Origin of the sequence: Pseudomonas sp. Pc102, from assembly GCF_018408275.1 — a bacterium.
In the GTDB taxonomy this organism is placed as follows: Bacteria; Pseudomonadota; Gammaproteobacteria; order Pseudomonadales; family Pseudomonadaceae; genus Metapseudomonas; species Metapseudomonas tohonis.
Map to the genome: position 1 here is coordinate 6,554,957 of NZ_AP021905.1, position 25,593 is coordinate 6,580,549.

Annotated in this window: 24 protein-coding genes and 1 pseudogene; 15 read left to right on the top strand and 10 right to left on the bottom strand. The window is 67.3% G+C overall.

Translation table 11 applies throughout. The features are described 5' to 3' along the window. Positions 1–508 precede the first annotated feature (508 nt). The 10 genes from PHLH3_RS29645 (at position 509) to PHLH3_RS29690 (ending at position 10,158) form a co-directional block, all read left to right on the top strand. Positions 509–1,630 (top strand): Re/Si-specific NAD(P)(+) transhydrogenase subunit alpha, encoded by a 1,122-nt coding sequence (locus tag PHLH3_RS29645; RefSeq protein ID WP_213627273.1) that lies wholly within the window; start codon positions 509–511, stop codon positions 1,628–1,630. Positions 1,631–1,642: 12 nt separating this feature from the next. Then, the gene (locus PHLH3_RS29650; protein ID WP_021217425.1) at positions 1,643–1,957 is read left to right on the top strand and encodes an NAD(P) transhydrogenase subunit alpha; all 315 of its coding nucleotides are present in this window, start codon (positions 1,643–1,645) and stop codon (positions 1,955–1,957) included. 2 nt (positions 1,958–1,959) lie between these two features. Further along, a complete protein-coding gene (locus tag PHLH3_RS29655) occupies positions 1,960–3,396 on the top strand; it encodes an NAD(P)(+) transhydrogenase (Re/Si-specific) subunit beta (RefSeq protein ID WP_213627275.1) in 1,437 nt (478 codons plus the stop codon). Between the two features lie 274 nt (positions 3,397–3,670). Further along, positions 3,671–5,164, top strand: coding sequence for an acetyl-CoA hydrolase/transferase family protein (locus tag PHLH3_RS29660; protein ID WP_213627277.1), 1,494 nt, complete (start codon positions 3,671–3,673; stop codon positions 5,162–5,164). 311 nt (positions 5,165–5,475) lie between these two features. Next, positions 5,476–5,691: a DUF1127 domain-containing protein gene (locus PHLH3_RS29665; RefSeq protein WP_111263305.1), complete on the top strand. Its 216-nt coding sequence runs from the start codon at positions 5,476–5,478 to the stop codon at positions 5,689–5,691. A gap of 250 nt (positions 5,692–5,941) precedes the next feature. Further along, positions 5,942–6,151 carry a DUF1127 domain-containing protein gene (locus PHLH3_RS29670; RefSeq protein ID WP_213627279.1) on the top strand — a complete coding sequence of 70 codons (210 nt, stop codon included), beginning with the start codon at positions 5,942–5,944 and terminating at the stop codon, positions 6,149–6,151. 111 nt (positions 6,152–6,262) lie between these two features. Continuing rightward, a complete protein-coding gene (locus PHLH3_RS29675) occupies positions 6,263–6,580 on the top strand; it encodes a DUF2388 domain-containing protein (RefSeq protein WP_213627281.1) in 318 nt (105 codons plus the stop codon). A 182-nt stretch (positions 6,581–6,762) separates the two neighbouring features. Next, on the top strand, positions 6,763–7,083 hold the full coding sequence (locus tag PHLH3_RS29680) for a DUF2388 domain-containing protein (protein WP_173178206.1): 321 nt from the start codon (positions 6,763–6,765) through the stop codon (positions 7,081–7,083). 31 nt (positions 7,084–7,114) lie between these two features. Further along, entirely contained in the window at positions 7,115–9,073 is a 1,959-nt protein-coding gene (locus tag PHLH3_RS29685) for a DUF4105 domain-containing protein (RefSeq protein WP_213630739.1), read from the top strand. A 593-nt stretch (positions 9,074–9,666) separates the two neighbouring features. Then, positions 9,667–10,158 carry a Bro-N domain-containing protein gene (locus PHLH3_RS29690; RefSeq protein WP_244862957.1) on the top strand — a complete coding sequence of 164 codons (492 nt, stop codon included), beginning with the start codon at positions 9,667–9,669 and terminating at the stop codon, positions 10,156–10,158. Positions 10,159–10,174: 16 nt separating this feature from the next. Here the strand turns inward: PHLH3_RS29690 and PHLH3_RS29695 are convergent, their stop codons facing one another. Then, positions 10,175–10,576, bottom strand: coding sequence for a GFA family protein (locus PHLH3_RS29695; RefSeq protein ID WP_213627283.1), 402 nt, complete (start codon positions 10,574–10,576; stop codon positions 10,175–10,177). Between the two features lie 126 nt (positions 10,577–10,702). On the opposite strand from PHLH3_RS29695, the gene PHLH3_RS29700 reads away from it, so the two are divergent. From PHLH3_RS29700 to PHLH3_RS29715, 4 genes are all read left to right on the top strand, one after another. Next, positions 10,703–11,617: an AEC family transporter gene (locus PHLH3_RS29700; RefSeq protein WP_213627285.1), complete on the top strand. Its 915-nt coding sequence runs from the start codon at positions 10,703–10,705 to the stop codon at positions 11,615–11,617. Then, the gene (locus PHLH3_RS29705; protein ID WP_213627287.1) at positions 11,614–11,952 is read left to right on the top strand and encodes a DUF2388 domain-containing protein; all 339 of its coding nucleotides are present in this window, start codon (positions 11,614–11,616) and stop codon (positions 11,950–11,952) included. The genes PHLH3_RS29700 and PHLH3_RS29705 overlap by 4 nt, the downstream gene beginning before the upstream one ends. Positions 11,953–12,218: 266 nt before the next feature. After that, positions 12,219–13,526, top strand: coding sequence for a CitMHS family transporter (locus tag PHLH3_RS29710; RefSeq protein WP_213627289.1), 1,308 nt, complete (start codon positions 12,219–12,221; stop codon positions 13,524–13,526). 106 nt (positions 13,527–13,632) lie between these two features. Beyond that, positions 13,633–14,394: a TerC family protein gene (locus PHLH3_RS29715; protein WP_213627291.1), complete on the top strand. Its 762-nt coding sequence runs from the start codon at positions 13,633–13,635 to the stop codon at positions 14,392–14,394. 76 nt (positions 14,395–14,470) lie between these two features. Here PHLH3_RS29715 and prfH read toward each other — a convergent pair whose 3' ends face one another. The 3 genes and pseudogenes from prfH to PHLH3_RS29730 all read right to left on the bottom strand — a co-directional run bounded on the left by prfH (position 14,471) and on the right by PHLH3_RS29730 (position 16,701). Then, positions 14,471–15,085, bottom strand: a complete 615-nt coding sequence (gene prfH / locus PHLH3_RS29720) for a peptide chain release factor H (protein WP_213627293.1) — start codon at positions 15,083–15,085, stop codon at positions 14,471–14,473. Continuing rightward, positions 15,085–16,221 (bottom strand): RNA ligase RtcB family protein, encoded by a 1,137-nt coding sequence (locus PHLH3_RS29725; protein WP_213627295.1) that lies wholly within the window; start codon positions 16,219–16,221, stop codon positions 15,085–15,087. The genes prfH and PHLH3_RS29725 overlap by 1 nt, the downstream gene beginning before the upstream one ends. A 227-nt stretch (positions 16,222–16,448) precedes the next feature. Next, positions 16,449–16,701, bottom strand: a pseudogene (locus PHLH3_RS29730) (hypothetical protein). Between the two features lie 91 nt (positions 16,702–16,792). On the opposite strand from PHLH3_RS29730, the gene PHLH3_RS29735 reads away from it, so the two are divergent. Further along, positions 16,793–17,566, top strand: a complete 774-nt coding sequence (locus PHLH3_RS29735) for a helix-turn-helix transcriptional regulator (RefSeq protein WP_213627297.1) — start codon at positions 16,793–16,795, stop codon at positions 17,564–17,566. Positions 17,567–17,572: 6 nt separating this feature from the next. Here PHLH3_RS29735 and PHLH3_RS29740 read toward each other — a convergent pair whose 3' ends face one another. The 6 genes from PHLH3_RS29740 to PHLH3_RS29765 form a co-directional block, all read right to left on the bottom strand. Next, the gene (locus PHLH3_RS29740; protein ID WP_213627299.1) at positions 17,573–18,472 is read right to left on the bottom strand and encodes a peptidoglycan DD-metalloendopeptidase family protein; all 900 of its coding nucleotides are present in this window, start codon (positions 18,470–18,472) and stop codon (positions 17,573–17,575) included. A 101-nt stretch (positions 18,473–18,573) separates the two neighbouring features. Further along, entirely contained in the window at positions 18,574–19,476 is a 903-nt protein-coding gene (locus tag PHLH3_RS29745; protein ID WP_213627301.1) for a response regulator, read from the bottom strand. Between the two features lie 298 nt (positions 19,477–19,774). Continuing rightward, positions 19,775–20,524 carry a phosphate signaling complex protein PhoU gene (phoU, locus tag PHLH3_RS29750; protein ID WP_173178196.1) on the bottom strand — a complete coding sequence of 250 codons (750 nt, stop codon included), beginning with the start codon at positions 20,522–20,524 and terminating at the stop codon, positions 19,775–19,777. A 118-nt stretch (positions 20,525–20,642) separates the two neighbouring features. Then, the gene (pstB, locus tag PHLH3_RS29755) at positions 20,643–21,476 is read right to left on the bottom strand and encodes a phosphate ABC transporter ATP-binding protein PstB (protein ID WP_213627303.1); all 834 of its coding nucleotides are present in this window, start codon (positions 21,474–21,476) and stop codon (positions 20,643–20,645) included. 81 nt (positions 21,477–21,557) lie between these two features. Further along, the gene (pstA, locus tag PHLH3_RS29760) at positions 21,558–23,174 is read right to left on the bottom strand and encodes a phosphate ABC transporter permease PstA (RefSeq protein WP_213630742.1); all 1,617 of its coding nucleotides are present in this window, start codon (positions 23,172–23,174) and stop codon (positions 21,558–21,560) included. A 67-nt stretch (positions 23,175–23,241) separates the two neighbouring features. Beyond that, positions 23,242–25,530 carry an ABC transporter permease subunit gene (locus PHLH3_RS29765; protein ID WP_244862958.1) on the bottom strand — a complete coding sequence of 763 codons (2,289 nt, stop codon included), beginning with the start codon at positions 25,528–25,530 and terminating at the stop codon, positions 23,242–23,244. Positions 25,531–25,593 lie beyond the last annotated feature (63 nt).

Genomic DNA, 25,593 nt, shown 5'->3' on the forward strand with positions numbered 1-25,593 from the left:
ACAATCCACCACAGGGCGCGCCCGCCCGTCCTGCACTTCCCCCTCTGGAACGGGCTTTTCGGCGATATTTGACCCTGTAGTCAAATATTCATCAAAGCTACAGAAGCCCCGTTTTCCAGACACTTATGGCAACTATAAAAAACGCTGACTAACAGTCGCGCCGCCAATGACGGCAGGATGTCGCGGCCTCCCGGTGGGTCGGGCATGGCCTGATGGACATCCATTCATGTCAGGGATGTCATTCCCCGCCCACAGGGCCTCCGGATAGGCTGCGCAGCCAGTCCGGACGGCGCTTTGAATCAAATGGCCGTTTTCCCGGTCAATTGGTGACTTGTAGTTACTGCCGCGTTTTACTTCAGAACTTCTTGAAGCACTCGCGGTTCGCCTGCAAAATGCCGCGCCCGCCGGTCAGCACCCAGTGCACCGAGCGGTTTTGTGCTGATCCGCCCCCGCCAGAGCGCCAACGTAGTGCGCTGGTCAATCACAACGATCACGCAGGAGAATTTACGTGCACATCGGTGTTCCTCTCGAAACCCTGGCCGGTGAAACGCGGGTAGCCGCGACTCCCGAGACCATCAAGAAACTGATCGGCCAAGGCCATCAGGTCACCGTCCAGAGCGGTGCCGGCGTCAGCGCCAGCATCACCGACGCGGCCTATGAAGCCGTCGGCGCCACCCTCGGCAGCGACGCCGCCGCCTTCGGTGCCGACCTGGTGCTGAAAGTCGTCGCCCCGTCCGACGCCGAACTGGCCCTCATGAAGGCCGGCGCCGTGCTGGTCGGCATGCTCAACCCGTTCAGCAACGAGACCATCGCGCGCATGAATGCCCGTGGCATCACCGCCTTCGCCCTCGAAGCGGCGCCGCGCACCTCCCGCGCCCAGAGCCTCGACGTGCTGTCGTCCCAGGCCAACATCGCCGGCTACAAGTCCGTGCTGCTGGCCGCGCATCACTACCCGCGCTTCATGCCGATGCTGATGACCGCCGCCGGCACCGTCAAAGCCGCACGCATCCTCATCCTCGGTGCCGGTGTCGCCGGCCTGCAGGCCATCGCCACGGCCAAGCGCCTGGGTGCGGTGATCGAAGCCTCCGACGTGCGCCCCGCGGTGAAGGAGCAGATCGAATCCCTCGGCGCCAAGTTCGTCGACGTGCCCTTCGAGACCGATGAAGAGCGCGAATGCGCCCAGGGTGTTGGCGGTTACGCCCGCCCGATGCCGGCCTCCTGGATGGAGCGCCAGGCCAAGGCCGTGCACGAGCGCGCCAAGCAGGCCGACATTGTCATCACCACCGCGCTGATCCCGGGCCGCAAGGCACCGACCCTGCTGCACGAGGCGACCGTCGCCGAGATGAAGCCGGGCTCCGTGGTCATCGACCTGGCGGCGGCACAGGGCGGCAACTGCCCGCTGACCGAAGCCGAGCAGGTGGTGGTCAAGCACGGCGTCACCATCGTCGGCTACAGCAACCTGGCGGCCCTGGTGCCGGCGGATGCCTCGGCCCTCTATGCGCGCAACCTGCTGGACTTCCTCAAGCTGGTCATCGACAAGAACGGCCAGTTCCACGTCAACCTCGAAGACGACATCGTCGCCGCGTGCCTGATGTGCCGCGACGGGCAAGTCGTCCGCACCAACGGCTAAGGGGCAGCGGACATGGATATGATTTCTGACGGCATCTACAACCTGATCATCTTCGTGCTGGCGATCTACGTCGGCTACCACGTGGTCTGGAACGTGACCCCCGCCCTGCACACCCCGCTGATGGCCGTGACCAACGCCATCTCCGCGATCGTGATCGTCGGCGCCATGCTGGCCGCCGCCCTCACCGTCACCCCGCTGGGCAAGGCCATGGGCACCCTGGCCGTGGCCCTGGCCGCGGTCAACGTCTTCGGTGGCTTCCTGGTCACCCGACGCATGCTGGAAATGTTCAAGAAGAAAGCGCCCAAGGCGTCGGCGGAGAAGCACTGACCATGAGCATGAACCTGATCACTGTTCTCTACCTCGTCGCCTCGGTGTGCTTCATCCAGGCACTGAAGGGCCTGTCGCACCCGACCACGTCCCGTCGCGGCAACCTGTTCGGCATGATCGGCATGGCCATCGCGGTGTTCACCACCGTCGGCCTGATCTACAAGCTCGGCGCTGAGCTCGCCACCCAGGGCATCGGCTACGTCATCGTCGGCCTGCTGGTCGGCGGCACCACCGGCTCGGTCATGGCCAAGCGCGTCGAAATGACCAAGATGCCGGAGCTGGTCGCCTTCATGCACAGCATGATCGGCCTGGCCGCCGTGTTCATCGCCATCGCCGCCGTCGTCGAGCCCCAGTCCCTGGGTATCGTCGCCGCACTGGGCGACGCCATTCCGAAAGGCAACCGCCTGGAACTGTTCCTTGGCGCAGCCATCGGTGCCATCACCTTCTCCGGTTCGGTGATCGCTTTCGGCAAGCTCTCGGGCAAGTACAAGTTCCGCCTGTTCCAGGGTGCCCCGGTGGTGTTCAAGGGCCAGCACATGGTCAACCTGGCGGTCGGCCTGGCGATCCTCGGCCTGGGCCTGTACTTCACCTTCACCGGTGACATCCGCGCCTTCGCCCTGCTGGTGGCCCTGGCCTTCGTCATCGGCGTGCTGATCATCATCCCGATCGGTGGCGCCGACATGCCGGTGGTGGTGTCGATGCTCAACAGCTACTCGGGCTGGGCGGCGGCCGGTATCGGCTTCTCGCTGAACAACTCGATGCTGATCATCGCCGGTTCGCTGGTGGGCTCCTCGGGCGCGATCCTCTCCTACATCATGTGCAAGGCGATGAACCGCTCGTTCTTCAACGTCATCCTCGGCGGCTTCGGTGCCGATGCGGATGCCGGCGCCGCCACCGGCAGCAAGGAACAGCGCCCTGTGAAGTCGGGCTCCTCCGACGACGCGGCCTTCCTGCTGACCAACGCCGACACCGTCATCATCGTCCCCGGCTACGGCCTGGCGGTGGCCCGTGCCCAGCACGCGCTGATGGAGCTGGCCGAGAAGCTGACCCACCGTGGCGTGACCGTGAAGTACGCGATCCACCCGGTCGCCGGCCGTATGCCGGGCCACATGAACGTCCTGCTGGCCGAGGCCGAAGTGCCTTACGAGCAGGTGTTCGAGATGGAAGACATCAACTCCGAGTTCGGCCAGGCCGACGTGGTCCTGGTGCTCGGCGCCAACGACGTGGTCAACCCGGCCGCGAAGAACGATCCGAAGTCGCCGATCGCCGGCATGCCGATCCTCGAGGCCTACAAGGCCAAGACCGTGATCGTCAACAAGCGCTCGATGGCCAGCGGCTACGCGGGCCTGGACAACGAACTGTTCTACCTCGACAAGACCATGATGGTCTTCGGCGACGCCAAGAAGGTCATCGAAGACATGGTCAAGGCGGTCGACTGACCCCTGCCCCGCACCACCGAAAACCCCGGCCCAGTGCCGGGGTTTTCTTTTATGGGTACCAGGGAACACAGGGCCACACCGCAGGATGGGTAGAGCGAAGCGAAACCCATCACCGAGCCACGCCGGATCGCGAATGAATTCGCTCCCATGCCCATGGCCGCGCCCCGCTCGCTTGCCTCACCCCTACCCGGTCTTCGACCTTGGTATAGAAGGCGGCGGCCCTCGGAGCCCCTAGACTGCGCGGCTCGTTCCCCCCGTTGCCCGAGGTTCCCCCATGCACCCTGATCGCGTACGCCTGCCCTCGCTGCTGGGCAAGGTAATGAGTGCGGCCGATGCCGCGTCCCTCATCGAAGACGGCATGACCATCGGCATGAGCGGCTTCACCCGCGCCGGCGAGGCCAAGGCGGTGCCCCGGGCGCTGGCCGAGCGCGCCAGGCAGCAGCCGCTGCAGATCACCCTGATGACCGGGGCGAGCCTGGGCAACGACCTCGACAAGCAACTCACCGAAGCCGGCGTGCTGGCCCGGCGCATGCCCTTCCAGGTGGACAGCACCCTGCGCAAGGCGATCAACGACGGCAGCGTCATGTTCATCGACCAGCACCTGTCGGAAACCGTCGAACAGCTGCGCAACCACCAGCTCAAGCTGCCGGACATCGCCGTCATCGAGGCCGTGGCCATCACCGAGGAAGGCCACATCGTGCCCACCACCTCCGTGGGCAACTCCGCCAGCTTCGCCATCTTCGCCAAGCGCGTGATCGTCGAGATCAACCTGGCCCACGACACCAACCTCGAAGGCCTGCACGACGTCTACATCCCCACCTACCGGCCGACCCGCACGCCCATCCCCCTGACCCGCGTGGACGACCGCATCGGTACCACCGCCATCCCGATCCCCCCGGAGAAGATCGCCGCCATCGTCTTCACCGAACAGCCGGACTCGCTCTCCACCGTGCTGCCGCCGGATGCCGAGACCCAGGCCATCGCCGACCACCTGATCGGCTTCTTCGCCCGCGAAGTGGAGGCCGGGCGCCTGTCCAACAGCCTGGCGCCCCTGCAGGCCGGCATCGGCAGCATCGCCAACGCCGTGATGTGCGGGCTGATCGACTCGCCCTTCCAGAACCTCAGCATGTACTCCGAGGTGCTGCAGGACTCCACCTTCGACCTGATCGACGCCGGCAAGCTGCGCTTCGCCTCCGGCAGCTCCATCACCCTCTCCGCGCGCCGCAACGCCGATGTCTTCGGCAACCTCGAACGCTACAAGGACAAGCTCGTGCTGCGCCCGCAGGAGATCTCCAACCACCCCGAAGTGGTGCGGCGCCTGGGCATCATCGGCATCAACACCGCCCTGGAGTTCGACATCTACGGCAACGTCAACTCCACCCACGTCGGTGGCACGAAGATGATGAACGGCATCGGCGGCTCGGGGGACTTCGCCCGCAACGCCCACCTGGCCATCTTCGTCACCAAGTCCATCGCCAAGGGCGGCGCCATCTCCAGCGTCGTGCCCATGGTCAGCCATGTCGATCACACCGAGCACGACGTCGACATCCTCGTCACCGAACAGGGCCTGGCCGACCTGCGCGGCCTGGCCCCGCGCGAACGCGCCCGGGCGATCATCGACCACTGCGTGCACCCGGATTACCGCGCCGCACTGGACGACTACTTCGAGCGCGCCTGCGCCAAGGGCGGGCACACCCCCCATCTGCTGCGCGAAGCCATGGACTGGCACATCAACCTGGAAGAAACCGGGCGCATGATCGCCAGCTGAATCGGTACAGCGGGCGTTTTGCTGACGAACAGGTCAAAAAACAGCTTCCGGTAAAAGGCCAACTGTACTGCTGCCAATCCCTGCCGAAGTTCGCTTCGGCAGTGAAAAATCCGGTTTCCCGTCGTTCGCCGAGGGTTTCAACGGGGCACCAATACAGCTGATGGAAATTTCGCAGGCACAGTTAGTTAGCTTGCTCAGTACTACCCGTACAATTTCAATCAGCTGTGACTACTGGGTCGTTTGTTCTGGACAGAAAATAGGCACCAGACAAACCCCTCTAGCCCCGCCACAAGCGGGAAGGAAGCGCCACCATGGAACGTACCCTCAGTTCCGACCTGATCCTCAGCTCCTCCGAATCCAGCGCCAAGGCCTCCTGGCCGCTGCGCGTCATCTCCACCCTGCTGATGTGGCAGCGTCGCATCTCCAGCCGCCATCAGCTCGCGATGCTCGACTCCCGCCTGCTGGCCGATGCCGGCATCAGCGAGGCGCAGCGCGAACTGGAGCTGAACAAGCCCTTCTGGCGCTAAGCCCGAAGCGGCGCCAGCCGCACTGCAACACCTGACAGAACCCGCCGCAGAGGTATCGCCGGCGGGTTTCGTTTTTTCGGGGCCCGGAAACCTGCGTAACAGCGCGGCCCGATAGGGCCGGTACAGTTGGCCAAGTTGGGGCACTGACCCCCTACAATTGCGCCCCGCTGTCCCTGCCGCCACGCGCCCCGGCGCGCGAACATGGTCTCCCATAACCCGAACCCGCCCAGACGCGGGAAGGAAGACCGCCATGGAACGCAGCTTCGTTTCCCCTGCCCCCGCCGCCCCGTCCCTGCAACGCACCCCGCTGGCCATCCGCCTGTTCGCCCGCGTGGCCGAATGGCAGCGCAACATGCGCACCCGCTACCAGCTGGCACAGTTGAACGCGCAGCAACTGGCGGACATCGGGCTCAGCGAGTGCGACCGCAGCCAGGAGCTGGACAAGCCCTTCTGGCGCTAGGCGCGGACACCACGCGTGCCACCACTGGAACGACTCCCGCCGCTTCGCTAGGCTCTACACCACGGGGCGCTGCGCGTGCAGCGCCCTTAGTCCCGCACAGGAGTTATTCCCATGTCCCTCTCCCGCCTGCTCGGCGCAGCCGCACTGCTGGCCCTGGCCACCAGCGCCTCGGCCACCAGCTTCGTGGTCACCACCGATGCCGTCGTCGGTGCCGTCGGCGCCACCTTCGATGCCACCTCGGACGTCACCTCTTCCCTGCGCGACGACAAGCTCGTCCTCGCCGCCCGTGACGACGCCGCCAGCTTCGTCGCCAGCGCAGGCGACATCCGTGGCGCGCGCCTGGAGGCCGCCCTCGTGCACATCCGCAGCGTCCAGCCGCAGCTGCAGGCCAGCGACCTGCAACTGGCCCAGGCCATCCTCGCCCTGTGACGCCCCTCCCGGCGGGCGCTCCCCGCGCCTGCCGGCCCTGGCCGTGAACCCCGCATTCCGCTAGCCTTGGCGCCCGCCGCGCCCCGGGCCCGGCAACCTCCTGCGCCGCTTCGCTCGGTTTGAACTGCGCCAGGGGTTTTCCGTCCAATAACCCGTACAGTTTTCACCTTCGGAGAGATCCAATGCGTCGCACGCTGATTGCCGCCGCCACCGCCCTCACCCTCGTCGCCGGCGCCGTCCAGGCACAGACCCTGGTTGCCACCAGCAACATCATCGTCCGCGCCTTCGGCCGCAGCATCGACTTCACCTCCGATACCACCACCTCGATCCGCGACATGAAGGTGATCCGCGAAGCCCGCGACGATGCCGCCAGCTTCGTCGCCAGCGCAGGCGACATCCGCGGCGTCCAGCTGGAGGCCGCCTTCAGCACCCTGCGCGAGCGCCTGCCGGAGGCCCGCGACGCCAGCGACGAGGCCCTGGCCCAGGCCATTCTCGCGCTCTGATCACCCTCTGACCGCCGTCTTGGCCGTGCGCCTGCCCACTGTCCTGCGCTGGGTTTGCCTGGCGGGATTGCTGGCGAGCGCAACAGTTCGGGCCGAGCTGCAACTGGACCTGAACAGTGACGGCCTGAGCGCGCCCCAGCGCCAGGCCAGCCAAGCGTTGCTGGATGAAGCCCTCGCCGCCCTGCCACCGAGCTTCGTCCAGCGCCTCGACCGCCGCGTCGAGGTCACCTGGGCCGATGACCTGCCCGACAACGCCTACGGCCGCGCCACCCGCATCGACGCCCTCGACCTCAACCGCGCCCTGCTGCCGGAGCTGGCCGATGGCAGCGCCGCGCAGGAAAAAACCCGCCGCCCACACGGCACCGTGCGCCGCGAACTGCTGGCCACCGTGCTCCACGAACTCACCCACCTCTACGACCGCGCCCGCTGGCGTACCCCGGCCGAGCGCAGCCTGCAGTTCCGTTGTGGCCTGGCGGCCGACAGCACCGGGCTGGTGGGGCAGCGTGGCGAATGCCGGGGGCAGGTGGCGCGGCGCTTCAGCCTCAGCGACGACCCGCGCCTGCTCGACCTCGCCGGCTGGCCGCAACAGGTCGGCCGGCGCGGTGACCGCGAGGCGGAGAACCACCAGGTCGCGCGCAGCCCGGATCTCTACGAGCTGAGCAACCCGCGCGAGTTCGTCGCGGTGAACATGGAGTACTTCCTCCTCGACCCCGCCTTCGCCTGCCGCCGCCCGGCGCTTTACCGCTACCTGCGCCAGCATTTCGGCTGGGCCCCCGCGCAGCAGGCCGAGTGCGCCGGGGAGCTGGCCTACCTCAACGCCGGGCGCGACTTCGGGCGCGAACCCCTGGGCCGTCTCGACCCCGAGCGGGTCTACGAAGTGGACTACCTGTTCGCCGAAGCCAACGACAACTGGGTCAGCCGCTGGGGCCACAGCATGCTGCGCCTGGTCATCTGCGCCCCCGGCCGACCGCGCGGCCCGGACTGCCGCCTCGACCTCGACCAGCACCTGGTGCTGTCCTATCGCGCCTTCGTCGGCGACGTGCAGCTCTCCAGCTGGGACGGCCTCACCGGCGCCTACCCCTCGCGCCTGTTCGTCCTGCCGCTGTCCCAGGTGATCGACGAATACACCAAGGTCGAAATGCGCAGCCTCGCCTCGGTGCCGCTCAAGCTCGACCGCGACCAGGTGGAGCGCCTGGTGGAGCGCGCCACCGAGATGCACTGGAGCTACGACGGCGACTACTGGTTCCTCTCCAACAACTGCGCGGTGGAGACCCTCAAGCTGCTGCGCAGCGGCACCGCCGACCCGCGCCTGGCGGATCTCGACAGCATCATGCCCAACGGTTTGCTGGCCCTGCTCGAAGGGCGTGGCGTGGCCGACCCGCAACCGCTGCGCGACCCGAAGGAAGCCCTGCGCCTGGGCTACCGCTTCGACTCCTTCCGCGACCGCTACCAGGCCATGTTCGCCATCGCCCGCGAGCGCCTGGCCCTGCCCCAGGCCGATGTCGAGACCTGGCTCGACCTGCCCGCCGACCGGCGCCGACCCTGGATCGCCGACGCCGACCTGCGCGCCAGCGCCGCCCTGCTGCTGCTGGAGCAGGCGGCCATGCGCAAGCAGATGCTGCTGGCCCAGGACGAACTCAAGCGCCGCTACCTCGACAGCCGCGAGAAGCTCGGCAATGCCGAGTTCTCCAGGGCCGGCGGCACCCTGGAGCAGATCCTCGCCAACAGCGGCTTCCTCAGCCGCCCGGCGGACATGCTCGAAGGCGGCTACGGCCTGCCCCAGGCCAGCGAGTGGCAGCGCCTGGAGGCCGAGAGCAGCAGCCGCCAGCAGAAGCTGCGCAGCCTCACCGACGACCTCGACCGCGAAGTGCGCCACCTGATCGACCCGCGCATCCTCGCCGAGCTGGACGCCGTGCAACTCAACCTCGACCAGCTCAGCGCCCACCTGCGCCAGCTGCACAAGGACGCCGGCGGGCTCGAGCTGCCCTGACGGCTTTGCCCCACGTCCAGCCCCACCGGTGGGCTGAAGCCCACCCTACGATCAAGGCGCAGGCCGATAGGGAATGACTTGCGCCGAAAACCATCCGCGTGGGTTTCGCTCCGCTCTACCCACCCTACGGGGAGCGGCCACGCCGTGGCATGAGCCCCGTAGCTCGGGTGCGAACCGGCGTTCCGTGCACAGGACCTTCGGGGTTTCACCCGCCCTACGCAGAAGCAGTGCCCAGCAGGTCGTTACGTCGCCAGACTTATCCACATCCTCACTAAGCATCTTTACGCCCTTTCCTACACAACCGGATGAAGACGGTGCAGGAATCGGATTGGATCGCCTCCGTACAATCCGATTCCCCTGTGATCCCGTTGTTTGCGCGCTTTTGGCTCCCTAGTGTCGCCGCCGGTGCTCAACACACCTCTCACAGCGGCTACCGTCCCCGACAGCGCGGCGGTCAGTGTCATGGCCGGGTAGCGCGCAGCAATAAAAGACTCCTTCGGGGGGAAATCTGCGGGCCGTCTGTGAGCGGTGTTGAAGTGCCCGGCCACCCTCTCAACAGGGGTGGCATTCAACGAACTCACAGGAGCCATTCGATGATGGAGTCATCCCAAGCCGATCAGGCACAGTCCCCTGACACCCCAACCCTCTACCCCCGCATTTTCATCCGCCACCGTCGTCAGCTGCGTGCCTTCCTGCTCGACGACCAGGCCTGGTTCAGCGTGCGCGACCTCGGCCGACTAATGCAGCACCCGCTGGAGGAGCGGGTCCGCAACAACCTTGATGCCGATCAATGGCAGTGGGCCTGGTTCCTCGATGCCGAAGGCGCGCTGGAGCACGGCCTGCTGATCAGCGAGTCCGCCGTGTACGCCACGCTCATCCACTACTACCACCCGGAGAACCGCTGCATCCGCCATTGGCTGACCCACGAGGTGGTCCTGACCCTGCGCAGCGAAGAACGCGGCGACCTCGCCCAGCCCCGCCGCCGGCAGCTCGTCAGCGAGGGCCATCAGGTGAGCGTGCTGGAGTGGCAGGGGCGGCTGTGGGTGCCCTACGCCGACCTGCCCCGGGTCGCCGTGCTCAGTTGAGGGCGGCGCTCGCCCCTCACAGCTTCTCTTCCTGCTCCTCCGGCAGGCCCGGGTCCAGGTGCAGCCAGGGCAGCCGGCTGCGCACCCAGATGTGGCGGTCCGGCAGGGCCTCGGCCACGTCGTCCAGGGTGGCGATGGTCACGTCCATGGTGCCCGGGGCCTGCTGGGTGAAGAGGCCGAGCAGACAGCCGCAGCCGCCGCAGAAATAGCGCGAGCAGCCGGGGGAGGAGTGGTACTGCGCCGGCTCGCCACGGGTCCAGGTGAAGGACGCCAGCGGCACGGTGATCCAGGTGGTGACGATGCCGCCGGTGGTGCGCCGGCAGTCCGAACAGTGGCAGTGGGCGATATCGGTGAGCGGGGCTTCGATGCGGTAGCGCAGCCGCCCGCAATGGCAGCCGCCCATATGGACCTGGGTCATGGGTACGTCCTCCTGTGCAGTGGGAAAACCTAGTCGCTGCAAGGCGCATCGGCCAATGGTCGGCTTGCGGATGTGCGCGGCGTTGCACAAGATGGCCGCCTCCCGACCGGACCACCGGAACCCGATGTGACCGCACTGCTTGCAGCCCTCTGGCCCCTTTTCGCCCTGATCGTCGGCGGCTACGCGCTGCGCCTGAAGGGCTTCCCCGGCGATGCCTTCTGGCCCGCCGCCGAGCGCCTGAACTACTTCATCCTCTTCCCTGCGCTGCTGTTCAGCAGCCTGGCCACGGCGCCGCTGGACAACCCCGCGCTGCCGCGCCTGGCCCTGGCGGTGCTGCTGGGCCTGGGCGTCGGCTGGGCCGTCCTGCTGCTGGCCCGCCGCGTGATGGGCTGGCCGGCGGCACGCTTCGGCGCCATCACCCAGGGCGTGCTGCGCTTCAACACCTACCTGGGGCTGGCGGCCATCGGCAGCCTGTTCGGCAAGGAGGGCCTGGCCATCGCCGCGCTGATGCTGGCGCTGATGGTGCCGACGGTGAACCTGCTGTCGGTGTGGTCGCTCACCGCCGAGCGCGGCGTCAGCGCCCGGGGCCTGCTGCTGCCGATGGCGAAGAACCCGCTGATCCTCGCCTGCCTCGCCGGCGCCGCCTACAACCTTGCCGGGTTCGGCCTGGGTGGCGGCATCGACCGGCTGCTCAACCTGCTGGCGGTGGCCAGCCTGCCCCTGGGCCTGCTCTGCGTCGGTGCGGCGCTGCAGCCCCGCGAGCTGGGTGGCGAGCTGCCGGCCCTGGGGTGGAACTGCGCGGCGCGCCTGCTGGCCATGCCCGCCCTGGCCTTCGCCGTGGCACGCCTGCTCGGCCTGCCGGCGATGGAGAGCAGCATCCTGGTGCTATTCTTCGCCCTGCCGACCGCCCCCACCGCCTATGTGCTGACCCGCCAGCTGGGCGGCGACGGCCACCTGATGGCGGGGATCATCACCCTGCAGACGCTGCTCTCCGGCGCCACCCTGGTGCTGATACTGGCCCTGCTGCAGGCCATGGCATGAAGGCCCGCTGGCTCATTGGGCTGCTGCCCTGCCTGGCGCTCCAGCCGGCGCTGGCGGACATCGAGCAGGAGAACCCGCTTCTGCTGGGGTCGGCCTACGCGGCGATCCTCACGCTTTCGCCCTTCTTCATTACCACCCTGAGCGTGCGCTCCATGGGCGGCGGCGAGCCCAGGCTGGCCCTGGCGCGTGACGATGCGGCGAGTTTCCTCGCCAGCGACGGTGCCATCCGTGGCGCCCAGCTGGAAAGCGCGCTGCAGCTGCTGCGACAGCGTAGCGAGCTGGCCGGGCATAACGACCGGGCACTGGCCGAGGCAATCCTCGCCCGTACGCTCTGAGCGCCGCCCGTCTGGAATTCGCGGCACGTTCGCCGCCGATTCCCGGCGAAAGCTGGCTGAAAGCTTCGCCCCTTAGCATCGCCCCACCGCCGGCGAAGACCGGCCGCCGGGTGCTGCACCCGCTCCACCCGGCAACCCCGACAACAACAAGATGGGTGATTGCCATGCTCCGCTCCTGCTGCCTCAACGGCCTCGTTCCGCCCCCTCTCCGTACCCGACCCGCGCGCTGATCCAGCCCCGCCCTCGCCCTCGTCCGGAGATTCCCCATGCTGACCTTCCTCGGCTTCGCCATGGTCATGACCTTCATGTACCTGATCATGACCAAGCGCCTGTCCGCGCTGATCGCGCTGATCATCGTCCCCATCGCCTTCGCCCTGCTCGGCGGCTTCGCGGCCGGCATCGGCCCGATGATGCTGGAGGGCATCGGCAAGCTCGCGCCCACCGGCGTGATGCTGATGTTCGCCATCCTCTACTTCGCCCTGATGATCGACTCCGGGCTGTTCGACCCCGCCGTGCGCGCCATCCTGCGCCTGGTCAAGGGCGACCCGCTGAAGGTCTCGGTGGGCACCGCCGCGCTGGCGCTGATCGTCTCCCTCGACGGTGACGGCGCCACCACCTACATGATCTGCGTGGCTGCGCTGCTGCCGCTCTACAGCCGCCTGGGCATGAGCCCGCTGATCATGGCGGGGCTGATCATCCTCGCCGGCGGCATCATGAACATGACTCCCTGGGGCGGCCCCACCGCCCGCGCCGCCAGCGCCCTGCACGTGGACCCGTCGGACATCTTCGTGCCGATGATTCCGGCCATGATCGCCGGCTCCCTGGCCCTGTTCGGCCTGGCCTGGGCCTATGGCAAGCGCGAGCGCGCCCGCCTCGGCGTGCTGCACCTCCCGGACGAGCCGACCCGCCACGACGAGATCAGCGTCTCCCAGTACCCGGAAGCGCGCCGGCCGAAACTCCTGTGGGTGAACGCGGCGCTGACGGCTGCCCTGATGGTCACGCTGATCGCCGGCCTGCTGCCGCTGCCGGTGCTGTTCATGATCGCCTTCAGCATCGCCATGATCATCAACTACCCCTGCCTGCAGCAGCAGAAGGAGCGCGTCGCGGCCCATGCCGGCAACGTGCTGGCGGTGGTGGGCCTGATCTTCGCCGCCGGCATCTTCACCGGCATCCTCACCGGCACCGGCATGGTGGAAGCCATGTCCAAGAGCCTGCTGGCGGTGATCCCGCCATCCCTCGGGCCCTACATGGCGGTGATCACGGCGCTGGTGAGCATGCCGTTCACCTTCTTCATGTCCAACGACGCTTTTTATTACGGCGTGTTACCGGTGCTCGCCGAGGCGGCGGCCCATTACGGCATCAGCCCGGTGGAGATGGCGCGGGCCTCCATCGTAGGCCAGCCGGTGCACCTGCTCAGTCCGCTGGTGCCTTCCACCTACCTGCTGGTGGGCCTGGCGAAGATCGAATTCGGCGACCACCAGCGCTTCACGTTGAAGTGGGCGGTAATGATCTGTCTGTGTATCCTGCTCGCCGCACTGTTACTCGGCGTGTTCCCGCTGTTCGGTACACACTGAACCGCAGGCGACGCGCCCTCGCCGAAGCCGGAAATGCGCCTGCGCACGTTCCGGCTTCGGCGTGCTCCAACCCCCTGACCGCTGAAACACACGAGGAATCCGCATCATGGAATGGCTGACCAGCCCGGAAATCTGGGTCGCCTTCTTCACCCTGACTGCCCTGGAGATCGTCCTGGGCATCGACAACATCATCATGATCGCCATCCTCGTGGGCCGCATGCCGCCGCACATGCAGGCACGCACCCGCTTCTTCGGCCTGGCGCTGGCGATGGTCACCCGCATCCTCCTGCTGCTGTCGATCACCTGGATCATGCGGCTCACCGCCGACCTGTTCCACGTCTTCGGCCAGGGCATCTCCGGGCGCGACCTGATCCTGTTCTTCGGCGGCCTGTTCCTCCTGTGGAAGAGCAGCACCGAGATGTACCACAGCCTCGAAGGCGAGGACGAAGCCGAGCAGCCGCAGGCCGGCGGCGCCGCGCGCAACTTCATCGGCACCATCATCCAGATCGCCATCATCGACATCGTGTTCTCCCTGGACTCGGTGATCACCGCCGTGGGCATGGTGTCCCACGTGCCGGTGATGGTCGCCGCGATCGTCGTCGCCGTGCTGGTGATGATGGCCGCCGCCGGCACCATCAGCGACTTCATCGACAAGCACCCGAGCCTGAAGATGCTGGCGCTGTCCTTCCTGGTGGTGGTCGGTACCGTGCTCATCGCCGAGTCCTTCGAAGTCCACGTGCCCAAGGGCTACGTCTACTTCGCCATGGCCTTCTCCCTGGCCGTGGAAGCGCTGAACATCCGCATGCGCACCGCGCGCGGGCGCAAGGAAGACCCGGTCAAGCTGCGCAAGGACATCCCGGGGGAATGAGCCCGGGCATAAGCGCCAGCTGAAATGAAGAACGGGGCCCAATGGCCCCGTTTTTCATGGGTGGGTGAACGCCGGCTCACACCGGCTCGAACCGCTCGCCTCGGAAGCAGCGCACCGGGTTGCCGCGTTCCACCCGGTGGTGGAACAGGCGGCGCTCCGCGCGCAGGGCGCCGTCCGCCTCTTCGGTCCGCTGCGCCAGGCGCTGGCCGATGAGCAGGACGGCCAGGCGCTTGTTGGCGTGCTGGCTGCGCTCGCTCTGCACCTTGACGCTGATGCCGCTGGCCAGGTGGGTGGCGCGTACCGCCGAGTCGGTGGTGTTGACGTGCTGGCCGCCCGGCCCCGAGGCACGCAGCGCTTCGAAGCGGATCTCGCCTTCGAGGCTGGCCGGCGGTGCGGCGAACCGCGCCCCGCCGAAGAACCAGTTCTTGCGCCCGTGGTTGGGCCGGTAGGGGCTGGGGCAGGTCCATTGCAGGGAGCCTTCCCAGCGCCCGGCCACCGCGTCCGCATGCGCGCCGTCCAGCGCCAGGAGCACGGAGGCGAGGGTGCCGCGACGCGCGCCCTCCTCCCGCTCCAGCACCTGCGCCTGCACGTCCAGCGTGGCGGCTTCGTCCAGCAGCCGTTGCAGCGCCTTGGCCACCGCCAGGGCGCATTCGTCCGGCCCCTGGGCCGCCGAGAGTTGCAGGAGGATCATCAGCAGCACCCTCCGCGCGTCTTGTAGGTCAGCACCGGCTTGAGCCGCGCCAGCACCTGCACCAGCCCGGCGTCACGCAGGGCGCCGACCACCGAGTCGATGGCCTTGTAGGCTTCCGGCGCTTCCTCGTAGATCAGCGCGCGGTCGGCGCAGATCACCCGGCTGCCGAGCGCGGTGCGCTCCAGCTGCTCGACGCTGTAGCGCTTGGCGAGGCGGTCCTTGCACTCGCTGCGCATCCACTTGCGCCCCGCGCCGTGGGCCAGGGAATTGAGGCTGCGCTCGTCGGCCACCGGGGCCACCAGGTAGCTGTAGTCGCCGCGGGAGCCGGGGATGACCATCACGCCCTGGTCGGCAGGCGTGGCGCCCTTGCGGTGCAGCCAGCCGTCGACGCCGCCGAGGGTCGCGGCGGAAACGAGGTTGTGGTTCACATCCAGCAGCTGCTCGCCGTTCGCACGCAGGCGTTCCAGCATGCGTCGGGCGATGAGCTGGCGGTTGGCCTCGGCGAAGCGCAGGGCGCCGTCGTGGCGGGCCAGGTAGTGCTCGGCTTCCGGGCTGCCGGCCTCCAGCCCGGCGTGGCTGAAGCGGTCCACCTGCTCGCGCAGGATGGCTTCGCCCAGGCCGCGCGAGCCGCTGTGTACCAGCAGGAGCAGGTGCTTGCGGTCGATGCCCAGGGCCGCCAGGGCCGTATCGTTATAGGCCTCGTCGAGCTGCTGCAGCTCGGCGAAGTGGTTGCCGCCACCGATGGTGCCCAGGGAACGCTCGTGCCCGCAGGGCGGCAGGCCGAAGGCGGCGATCGCCGCCTGCCAGCTGTCGTCCATCGGCGCATCGAGGGAGCCCAGGCGCTTCTCCAGCTTGTCGAGGTGGAGCTTGGCGACGGGGATGTCGGTGCGCCAGAAGGCCATGCCGCAGCCGATGTCGTTGCCCACCAGCGCCGGGTAGAAGCGGCCGCTGGAGAAGAACGCGGCGCCCACCGGGTAGCCGCGCCCCGGGTGCAGATCCGGCATGCCGGCCACCCGTTGCATGCCCGGCAGGCGGGCGGTGGTTTCAAGTTGCTGGATCGCTTTTCCTTCGATCCAGGTGTCGTCCGCGGCGATCAGGGTGATGCCGTCGGCCAGATTGCGAATGCAAGTGCCCATGGTCCAATCCAAATGGGTTGAAACGAAAAATGCTTGGATTTGGCAGGTCTGGGTCGGGCAGTGCGGAACCGTCGCGAAGAAGGACGGAAGAAGCGTTTAAGCCAGGCGCGACCTGCAAGGGGTGATCAGTGTTTGCATGATGGACCTCCTTTGCTGTCGGTTGAGGGGAGAAGAAGGCGCGAATCCTAGGCCGATCCGCGCCGCCGCGCAATCCCGTCATGCCGGGGTCATGACTGCCCGCACAAAGCGCGCAGGGCCGGATCGCGCAGTTGCATCAGCTCGAACAGCCCCAGCGCCTGGAGCGCCGGCAGGGCCGCCAGCAACTTGCGCTCGGCGACTTGGCGCTGCTCCGCCGTTGCCGCCGGGTCGCACCAGAGCCGGGCGTTGATCAGGAAGGCGCCCACCGTGCCCTTGCGCACGCGGGTGCCGTTGAAGTCGCGGTGGTCGAGGTGGTCGGGGGAGCAGGTCTTCGGCGCGCATGGGATGTCCTCCTGTGGATGAGGGCTCATTCTGCGACCGGGCCAATGGCTAGACTGCCTTATCCCTGCCGATCGATAACGTGAAAATGCCAATGTCACAGCCCCTGCTTCTCCCTTCGCTCGTCCAGGCCGAGGGCGGCCCGCTGCTGGTCGCGGTGTGGCAGCACAGCCCCGGCGAGCGGCGGACCGCCAGGCATTCCCACGCCCGTGGCCAGTTGCTCGGTGCCGGTCGCGGCCTGCTATCGGTGGCAGCGGCCCACAGCCATTGGGTGGTGCCCGCCACCCACGCGGTGTGGGTGCCACCCGGTTGTGAACACGCCCTGCGCTCCCACGGGCCCTTCGATGGCTGGAGCGTCTACGTCAGGCCCGAGGCCTGCCAGGCGCTGCCGCAGTCGCCACGGATCATCGCCACCTCGGGGCTACTGCGCGAGGCGGTGCTGCGTGCGTCGAGCTGGGACGATGGGCTGCTGGATGAGCGCAGGCTGCGCATCGCCGGGGTGATCCTCGACGAGTTGCAGTCCTTGCCGGAAGAGCCCCTCGGCCTGCCGCTGCCGGTGGACCCGAGGCTGTTGAAGGTCTGCCAGGCGCTGGCCGATGACCTGGCGGACAACCGCAGCCTGGAGGCCTGGGCGCTGTGGGCGGGGGTCTCATCGCGGACGCTGGCCCGGCGCTTCGTCGAGGAGACGGGCTTCGCTTTCGGCCAGTGGCGCCAGCGCGCCCGCCTGTTGAGGGCCCTGGAGCGCCTGGCGGCGGGCGATGCGGTGACGCGGGTGGCGCTGGAAACGGGCTACGAGAACGTCAGCGCCTTCATCGCCATGTTCCGGCGCCACTTCGGCGTGACGCCGGGGCGCTACTTCGCGCGCTAGCCGGGGCTATTCGTCGCCGCCCACGGCGAAGTTGGGCAGGGTGTCCACCGGCTGGGCGAACTGGAAGGGGATGGATTCGAGCGCAAGGCCGACGTTGCGCTGGATGACGAAGTGCAGGTGCGGGCCGGTGCTGTTGCCGGTGTTGCCGGAGCGGCCGATCTGCTCGCCGATGGCGACGCGCTGGCCCTCCTGGACCTTCACCGAGCCGCGCATCAGGTGCAGGTAGACGCCCATGGTGCCGTCGTTGTGGAGGATGCGCACGAAGTTGCCGGAGGGGTTGTTGCCCCGCCCACTCTGCTGGTTCTCGATCTTCACCACCATGCCGGGCCGCGCCGCGACGATGGGCGTGCCTTCGGGCATGGCCACGTCCTGGGCGTAGCGGCCCTTGGGGGTGAAGTGGCTGTACTGGCCGTTGGCGCCCTGGGTCAGGCGGAACGGGCCGCCCACCCAGGGCAGCGGGTAGCGGTAGAGCGAGGGCTGCTGGCGCGGGTCGCCCAGGGCGTAGCGCAGGCGCGGCTTGTAGCGCATGGCCTTGCTGGCGTCGGCCGGGGCCAGGGTGGCGAGGCGGATCTTGCTGCGCGGCGGCAACACCCAGCGGATGGGCTTTTCCGGCGCACCCACGGCGTTGCTGACGTTGTTCAGGCTCAGCTCCACTTCCACCGGCGCATACAGATCGTTGCGCACCAGCAGGGTCTCGCCAGCGTCATGCTTCTGGGTTTCCAGCTTCACCGAGAGGTCGAGGCGCTCGACCATGCGATCGCGGAATACGAACACCTGCGCACCGGCGACGGCCTTGTCGGTGTAGGTCACCACGCCGTTGGCATCGGTGTACTTGTAGATGGTCAGCGCGCACGCCGGCAGGGCTGCCGCCAGCGAACCGCAGAGAAGGAGGATGCGCCCTAGCATGACTGCATGGATCTAGTGGTTATGGGTGTTCGAGCTGGCAAGCCTAGCAGCGCCGCCGGCACCGCGCGAGGCACCGGCCGTCGGGCTGTGACGGGGTTGGCTCAGGCGCCGGGTACGAAATGTTTCTGTGCCGAGCCACGGGCGATAAGCCGCGACAGGTAGTCGAGCTTCTGCGGATCGCGGTCGACGAAGCGGAAGGTCAGTTGCAGCCACTCGCTGTCGGGCTTGGGTTCGAGGGCCGAGACGGCGTGCAGGTAGCCGTTGAGGCGCGCCACCTCGCCGCCCTCGCCCTGTTCCAGGTCGAGCACGGCGCTTTCCAGCACCTGGGGCAGCGGCTCGCCGCGCTTCACCACGAGGTGGGCGTCCTTGAGGCTGATGGTCTTGATCACGCAGGACAGGACGCCGCTGGGCAGGCGCAGCTGGGCTTGCCCACGGCCTCCCGGCGCCTGGCCGGCAGCCTTGGCCGAAGGGGTGGGCGCAGCCGTCTTGACGGCGGCCTTGGGCGCCGCGGCGGGCTTGACCACCTCGGCCTTGCCACCGGTGAGGGCGGCGAGGGAATCGTTGGCGAAGCCGCCGGAGCTGAGCATCTTCGGCGGCGCGCCGGCGGCCAGGGCCTCCATCTTTCCGGCGCGGGCCAGCTGCTTCTTCACCTTGGTCACCAGCTGGTCGTTGGAGAAGGGCTTGCCGATGTAGTCGGAAACCCCGGCCTGGATGGCCTGCACCACGTTCTCCTTGTCGCCGCGGCTGGTCACCATGACGAAGGGCGTGGTCTTCAGCGTGTCCTGGGCGCGGCACCAGGTGAGCAGCTCGAGGCCGGACATCTCCGGCATCTCCCAATCGCACAGGATCAGGTCGACGGGCGTGCGCGCCAGCATCTGCTGGGCCTTGCGCCCGTTGATCGCTTCTTCGATCTGGATGCCGGGGAAATGGTCGCGCAGCCCCTTCTTCACCAGGTCGCGAATGAAGGACGCATCGTCCACTACCAGCACTGTCACCTTGCTCATCGACCACTCCTCAGAGAACGGGCGTAAGCATAGCCTCGGCTGATAGCGCTTTGCCAAGCTGAATGCGACATCGCGCACCCTTTCGCGTGAAAGGTGGCGCCAGGGCCTTGGTCGACAGGGGATTGGTGGGGCTCGCGGGACGTCGCCGCGGAGGAACGCATCGCGAATGAATTCGCTCCCACACGGCAGGAGACGCTTCGCGAGCAGAGCCCGCTCCTACGGTGGGAGGTAGAGAAAGGGGTGGAGCCACAAACGAAAACGCCCGGCATGGCCGGGCGTCTTGCCGAAGCGGGACGGATCAGCTGGCGGGGGTGTCGCCGGCCTTGTTGGCGGTGCCCTTCACTTCTTCCTGCATGCGCGCCAGGCCCATGTGGCGCACGTCGGTGCCGCGCACCAGGTAGATCACCAGTTCGGCGATGTTGCGCGCGTGGTCGCCGATGCGCTCCAGTGAACGCAGGGCCCAGATGATGTTGAGCACGCGGCTGATGGCGCGCGGGTCTTCCATCATGTAGGTGACCAGCTCGCGCAGGGCGGTCTTGTACTCGCGGTCGATGGTCTTGTCGTACTGGGCGACCGACAGGGCCAGGTCGGCGTCGAAGCGGGCGAAGGCGTCCAGGGATTCCTGCACCATGCGGCGCACCTGGTCACCGATGTGGCGGACCTCGACATAGCCGCGCGGCGACACGCCCTCCTCGCAGAGCTGGATGGCGCGACGGGCGATCTTCGAGGCTTCGTCGCCGATGCGCTCAAGGTCGATCACCGACTTGGACACGCTGATGATCAGGCGCAGGTCGGAGGCCGCCGGCTGGCGACGGGCGAGGATGCGTACGCACTCCTCGTCGATGTTGCGCTCCATCTGGTTGATCTCGTCATCGATCTCGCGCACCTGCTGGGCCAGGCCCGAGTCGGCGTCGATCAGCGCGGTGACGGCGTCGTTGACCTGCTTTTCCACCAGGCCGCCCATCGCCAGGAGGTGGCTGCGCACTTCCTCCAGTTCGGCGTTGAACTGCTGGGAGATGTGATGGGTGAGGCTGTCTTTGTCGATCATGTTTTCGCTCCGCGAAAGCCGCAAGCTTCAAGCTGCAAGCTTCAAGTCGGTTGATTCGTGTCCCTGAGCTGACTTGCCGCTTGAAGCTTGCGGCTTGCAGCTGTCGCGTCCCACGCGACTAGCCATAGCGACCGGTGATGTAGTCCTCGGTCTGCTTCTTGGCCGGGTTGGTGAACAGGGTATCGGTATCGCCGAATTCGATCAGCTTGCCCATGTACATGAACGCCGTGTAGTCGGAGACGCGCGCGGCCTGCTGCATGTTGTGGGTGACGATGACGATGGTGTACTTGCTCTTGAGCTCGTAGATCAGCTCTTCCACCTTGAGGGTGGAGATCGGGTCCAGGGCCGAGCAGGGTTCGTCGAGCAGCAGCACTTCGGGTTCGACCGCGATGGTGCGGGCGATGACCAGGCGCTGTTGCTGGCCGCCGGAGAGGCCGAGGGCGGATTCGTGCAGGCGGTCCTTGACCTCCTCCCACAGCGCCGCGCCCTTGAGGGCCCACTCGACGGCTTCGTCGAGCACGCGCTTCTTGTTGATGCCCTGGATGCGCAGGCCGTAGACGACGTTCTCGTAGATGCTCTTGGGGAAGGGGTTGGGCTTCTGGAACACCATGCCGACGCGGCGGCGCAGTTCGGCCACTTCCTCGCCCTTGCGGTAGATGTTGTTGCCGTCGAGGCGGATCTCGCCCTCGACGCGGCAGCCGTCCACCAGGTCGTTCATGCGGTTGAAGCAGCGCAGCAGCGTGGACTTGCCGCAGCCGGACGGGCCGATGAAGGCGGTCACGCGCTGTTTCGGGATGTTCATCTGCACGTCGTACAGCGCCTGCTTCTCGCCGTAGAACAGGTTCAGGCCCGGCACTTCGAGGGCAACCGTTTCCTGCGCCAGGCTCAGGCTCTGCTTGCTGCGGCCGAGGGCGGAGATGTTGACGCCGTGGCTGTGGCTTTCGTGTTGCATGGTTTCACTCCGTTCGTAGCGCCAGGCTACAAGCTTCAAGTTTCAAGCGGAGCGGCGTGCTGCACGCCGCTCGGGGCTGACTCAGTTATCCAGCGCCTTGTACTTCTCGCGCAGGTGGTTGCGGATCGCCACGGCCGAGAGGTTCAGCAGCGCGATCACCAGCACCAGCAACAGCGCGGTGGCGTACACCAGCGGGCGGGCGGCCTCGACGTTGGGGCTCTGGAAGCCGACGTCGTAGATGTGGAAGCCCAGGTGCATGATCTTCTGGTCCAGGTGCAGGTACGGGTAGTTGCCGTCCACCGGCAGGCTCGGGGCCAGCTTCACCACGCCCACCAGCATCAGCGGCGCCACTTCGCCGGCGGCACGGGCCACGGCGAGGATCAGGCCGGTCATCATGGCCGGGCTGGCCATCGGCAGGACGATCTTCCACAGGGTCTCGGCCTTGGTCGCGCCCAGGGCCAGGGAGCCCTCGCGCACCGCACGGGGGATGCGCGCCAGGCCTTCCTCGGTGGCGACGATCACCACCGGCACCGCGAGGATGGCCAGGGTCAGCGAGGCCCACAGCAGGCCCGGGGTGCCGAAGGTCGGCGCCGGGGCGGCTTCGGGGAAGAACAGGCGGTCGATGGAGCCGCCCAGCACATAGACGAAGAAGCCCAGGCCGAACACGCCGTAGACGATGGCCGGGACGCCGGCCAGGTTGTTCACGGCGATGCGGATGATGCGGGTCAGCAGGCCCTGCTTGGCGTACTCGCGCAGGTAGATGGCCGCCACCACGCCGAAGGGGGTGACGATCACGGCCATGATGAGGGTCATCATCACGGTGCCGAAGATGGCCGGGAAGATGCCGCCCTCGGTGTTGGCTTCACGCGGGTCGTCGGCGAGGAACTCCCACAGCTTGGCGAAGTAGAAGCCGATCTTCTGGAACAGGCCCATGGCGTTGGGCTGGTAGGCATGCACCACCTTGCCCAGGGAGATCTCCTGCTCCTGGCCACCGGCCTCGCGGACCACCACGCTGTCGCGGTTGAAGGCTTCGTGCAGGCCGCCCAGTTGCGCTTCGAGGCCCTTGTAGCGGGCTTCCAGCTCGGCGCGCGCGGCAGCCAGGTCGGCCTGCGCGGCGGCGTCCAGCTTGCCGTCCAGCTCCAGCTTGCGGCGTTCCAGGCGCAGGCGCTCGAGGCCGTGGTTGATGGCGCCGATGTCCTTCTTCTCCAGCTTGTAGAGCTGGGCGTAGAGGTCGTCGACGCGCTTCAGGCGCTTCTGCAGCTCGGCCATGGCGGCCTCGCCTTCGGCGACGACCTGGCCGTTCTCCTTCACGCTCACCAGGCGACCGTAGAAGTTGCCCCACTCGCGGCGCTCCATGGCGACCAGCTCGGCGGGTTTCTTCTGGTCCTGCAGCCATTCGCCCACCACCCAGGTGAAGTCGCTGCCGTACACCTCGCGGTTGCCCACCTTGACCAGCTCGCGGGTCATGAACTCGGGGCCTTCCTCGGGCACCGGCAGGCCGGCACCCTTCAGGCGCGCGCGGGAGACTTCCTCGATCTGCACCGCTTCGCCGATCAGCGCCTTGGGCGCCTGGCCCGGAACGCTGTACTGGGCTTCGATCAGGTCGGCCGGCCAGAAGTGGCCGAGGCCGCGCACGGCGATCACCGACAGCAGGCCGATGGTCATGATGACGGCGATGGATACCGCGCCACCGCTCATCCACACACCTGGCGCGCCGCTTTTGAACCAGTATTTGAGGGAAACCTGTTTCACGGAATTCTCCACCTTAAAGCGAGGCGTATTTCTTGCGCAGGCGCTGACGGATCAGCTCTGCCAGGGTGTTCATGACGAAGGTGAACATCAGCAGCACCAGGGCCGCGAGGAACAGCACGCGGTAGTGCGAGCCGCCCACCTCGGATTCCGGCATCTCCACCGCGACGTTGGCCGCCAGGGTGCGCATGCCTTCGAAGATGTTCACTTCCATCACCGGGGTGTTGCCGGTGGCCATCAGCACGATCATGGTCTCGCCCACCGCACGGCCGAGGCCGATCATCAGCGCGGAGAAGATGCCCGGGCTGGCGGTGAGGATCACCACGCGGGTCAGCGTCTGCCAGGGCGTGGCACCCAGGGCCAGGGAGCCGTAGGTGAGGCTGCGCGGCACGCTGAAGATGGCGTCCTCGGCGATGGAGAAGATGTTCGGGATCACCGCGAAGCCCATGGCCAGGCCGACGATCAGGGCGTTGCGCTGGTCGTAGGTGATGCCTAAGTCATTGCTGATCCACAGGCGCATGTCGCCCCCGAAGAACCAGGCTTCCAGCAGCGGGCTCATGCCCAGGGCGAACCAGCCCACCAGCAGCACCACGGGAATCAGGATCGCCGCTTCGAAACCGTCCGGCACGCGCAGGCGGATCGACTCGGGCAGGCGGCTCCAGAGGAAGCCGGCGAGCAGGATGCCGATCGGCGTGAGCAGCAGCAGGCTGAAGATGCCCGGCAGGTGCCCCTCGACGTAGGGCGCCAGGAACAGGCCGGCGAAGAAGCCGAGGATCACCGTCGGCAGCGCTTCCATCAGCTCGATCACCGGCTTGACCTTGCGGCGCATGCTCGGCGCCATGAAGTAGGCGGTGTAGATGGCGGCGGCGATGGCCAGCGGGGCGGCCAGCAGCATGGCGTAGAAGGCGGCCTTGAGGGTGCCGAAGGTCAGCGGTGCCAGGCTCAGCTTGGGTTCGAAGTCGGTGTTGGCGGCGGTGGATTGCCAGACGTACTTGGGTGCGTCGTAGCTTTCGTACCAGACCTTGCCCCACAGCGCGCTCCAGGAGACTTCCGGGTGCGGGTTGCGCAGGCTGAAGGGCAGCAGCTGGCCACCTTCCTCGATCACCACGCGGTTGGCGCGGGGCGAGAAGGCCATCAGGCCGGCGCCGTCGGTGACCTGCTCGATCAGCAGGGTGCGCTCGGCGGTGCTGTGGAAGACGCCGAGCTTGCCGCTGGCATCCAGGGCGAGGAAGCCCTTGCGACGCTCCTCGGGGGCGATCTGCACCACCGGCGCCTGGCCCAGCTGGAAGCTGCGGATGTGGGTCAGGCGGGCTTCGCCGTCGGCGCCACGGACCATGAACCACTGGCTCACATCGCCCTTGGAGTCACCGATCATCAGGGAGATGCCACCCAGCAGCAGGTTGCTGGAGGACACTTCGCGATCACCTTCCTCGAACAGCTTGTAGCGGCCGTTGAGGCTCTTGTCGTGCAGGCTGAAGACATCCACCTGGGCACGACCGTTGACCACGTACAGCCACTGCTGGCGCGGGTCGACGTAGATGGCCTTGATCGGCTCGGTCATCTGCGGCAGGGCGATGGCGTTCTGCTCGACCGTGGTCTCGCCGGTCATCATGTTTTCTTCGCTGACCAGTTCCTGCACGTGCAGCTGGTTGCCGGTGGAGCCGGCCAGCAGCAGGGTTTCGTCGTTGTGGTTGACCGCCACGTGCTCCAGCGCGCCGCCGTCCTGGTTCAGCACCAGGGGCTTGTCGCCGTAGGGGAAGTCGATCTGCGGGGTGATGACCCGCTTGTTGTCCGGGTAGGTCACCGCATAGCTGTGCTTGAACAGCAGCACCTGGCCATTGGAGAGACCCAGGGCCACCAGCGGGCTGCCGGGCTGGTCCTGGCCGATGGACACCACGCTCGCGCCGGCAGGCAGCGGCAGCGGGGTGCGCTTGAGCTCGGCGCCGTCCTTGGTGGCGAAGAACACCGCTTCGCCCTTGTCGGAAATGCGCATGCCGACCTGGTTCTGCTCCTCGATGGTCAGCAGCAGCGCCTTGCCGGCGTCCTGCTGGAGCCAGGCGGGGCTCTGCACCTTCTTCGCGGTCAGCTCGGCGCCCTGGAACAGGGGCAGCACCACGTAGGCGAGGTAGAAGAAGATCAGGGTGATGGCCGCGAGCACGGCCAGGCCGCCCACCAGTACGTACCAGCGGGTCAGGTTGTCTTTCAGCGCACGGATGCGACGCTTGCGCTGCAGCGCCGGCGTATTGAAGTCGATGCGCTCGGGGGGATTCGTCGAGGTCATGGGGGAACTGGCCAGGTCATTCATGGGCACACCCTAAAGCCTTCGTATGACAGAAAGATTACAGCGAGGTGACGCAACGAGGCCCAC

Coding starts and splice junctions, on each gene's coding strand:
- PHLH3_RS29650 (WP_021217425.1), top strand. CDS start 1,643: ATGGATATGATTTCTGACGGCATCTACAACCTGATCATCTTCGTGCTG.
- PHLH3_RS29655 (WP_213627275.1), top strand. CDS start 1,960: ATGAGCATGAACCTGATCACTGTTCTCTACCTCGTCGCCTCGGTGTGC.
- PHLH3_RS29660 (WP_213627277.1), top strand. CDS start 3,671: ATGCACCCTGATCGCGTACGCCTGCCCTCGCTGCTGGGCAAGGTAATG.
- PHLH3_RS29665 (WP_111263305.1), top strand. CDS start 5,476: ATGGAACGTACCCTCAGTTCCGACCTGATCCTCAGCTCCTCCGAATCC.
- PHLH3_RS29670 (WP_213627279.1), top strand. CDS start 5,942: ATGGAACGCAGCTTCGTTTCCCCTGCCCCCGCCGCCCCGTCCCTGCAA.
- PHLH3_RS29675 (WP_213627281.1), top strand. CDS start 6,263: ATGTCCCTCTCCCGCCTGCTCGGCGCAGCCGCACTGCTGGCCCTGGCC.
- PHLH3_RS29680 (WP_173178206.1), top strand. CDS start 6,763: ATGCGTCGCACGCTGATTGCCGCCGCCACCGCCCTCACCCTCGTCGCC.
- PHLH3_RS29690 (WP_244862957.1), top strand. CDS start 9,667: ATGATGGAGTCATCCCAAGCCGATCAGGCACAGTCCCCTGACACCCCA.
- PHLH3_RS29695 (WP_213627283.1), bottom strand. CDS start 10,576: ATGACCCAGGTCCATATGGGCGGCTGCCATTGCGGGCGGCTGCGCTAC.
- PHLH3_RS29705 (WP_213627287.1), top strand. CDS start 11,614: ATGAAGGCCCGCTGGCTCATTGGGCTGCTGCCCTGCCTGGCGCTCCAG.
- PHLH3_RS29710 (WP_213627289.1), top strand. CDS start 12,219: ATGCTGACCTTCCTCGGCTTCGCCATGGTCATGACCTTCATGTACCTG.
- PHLH3_RS29715 (WP_213627291.1), top strand. CDS start 13,633: ATGGAATGGCTGACCAGCCCGGAAATCTGGGTCGCCTTCTTCACCCTG.
- prfH (WP_213627293.1), bottom strand. CDS start 15,085: ATGATCCTCCTGCAACTCTCGGCGGCCCAGGGGCCGGACGAATGCGCC.
- PHLH3_RS29725 (WP_213627295.1), bottom strand. CDS start 16,221: ATGGGCACTTGCATTCGCAATCTGGCCGACGGCATCACCCTGATCGCC.
- PHLH3_RS29735 (WP_213627297.1), top strand. CDS start 16,793: ATGTCACAGCCCCTGCTTCTCCCTTCGCTCGTCCAGGCCGAGGGCGGC.
- PHLH3_RS29740 (WP_213627299.1), bottom strand. CDS start 18,472: ATGCTAGGGCGCATCCTCCTTCTCTGCGGTTCGCTGGCGGCAGCCCTG.
- PHLH3_RS29745 (WP_213627301.1), bottom strand. CDS start 19,476: ATGAGCAAGGTGACAGTGCTGGTAGTGGACGATGCGTCCTTCATTCGC.
- phoU (WP_173178196.1), bottom strand. CDS start 20,524: ATGATCGACAAAGACAGCCTCACCCATCACATCTCCCAGCAGTTCAAC.
- pstB (WP_213627303.1), bottom strand. CDS start 21,476: ATGCAACACGAAAGCCACAGCCACGGCGTCAACATCTCCGCCCTCGGC.
- pstA (WP_213630742.1), bottom strand. CDS start 23,174: ATGAGCGGTGGCGCGGTATCCATCGCCGTCATCATGACCATCGGCCTG.
- PHLH3_RS29765 (WP_244862958.1), bottom strand. CDS start 25,530: ATGAATGACCTGGCCAGTTCCCCCATGACCTCGACGAATCCCCCCGAG.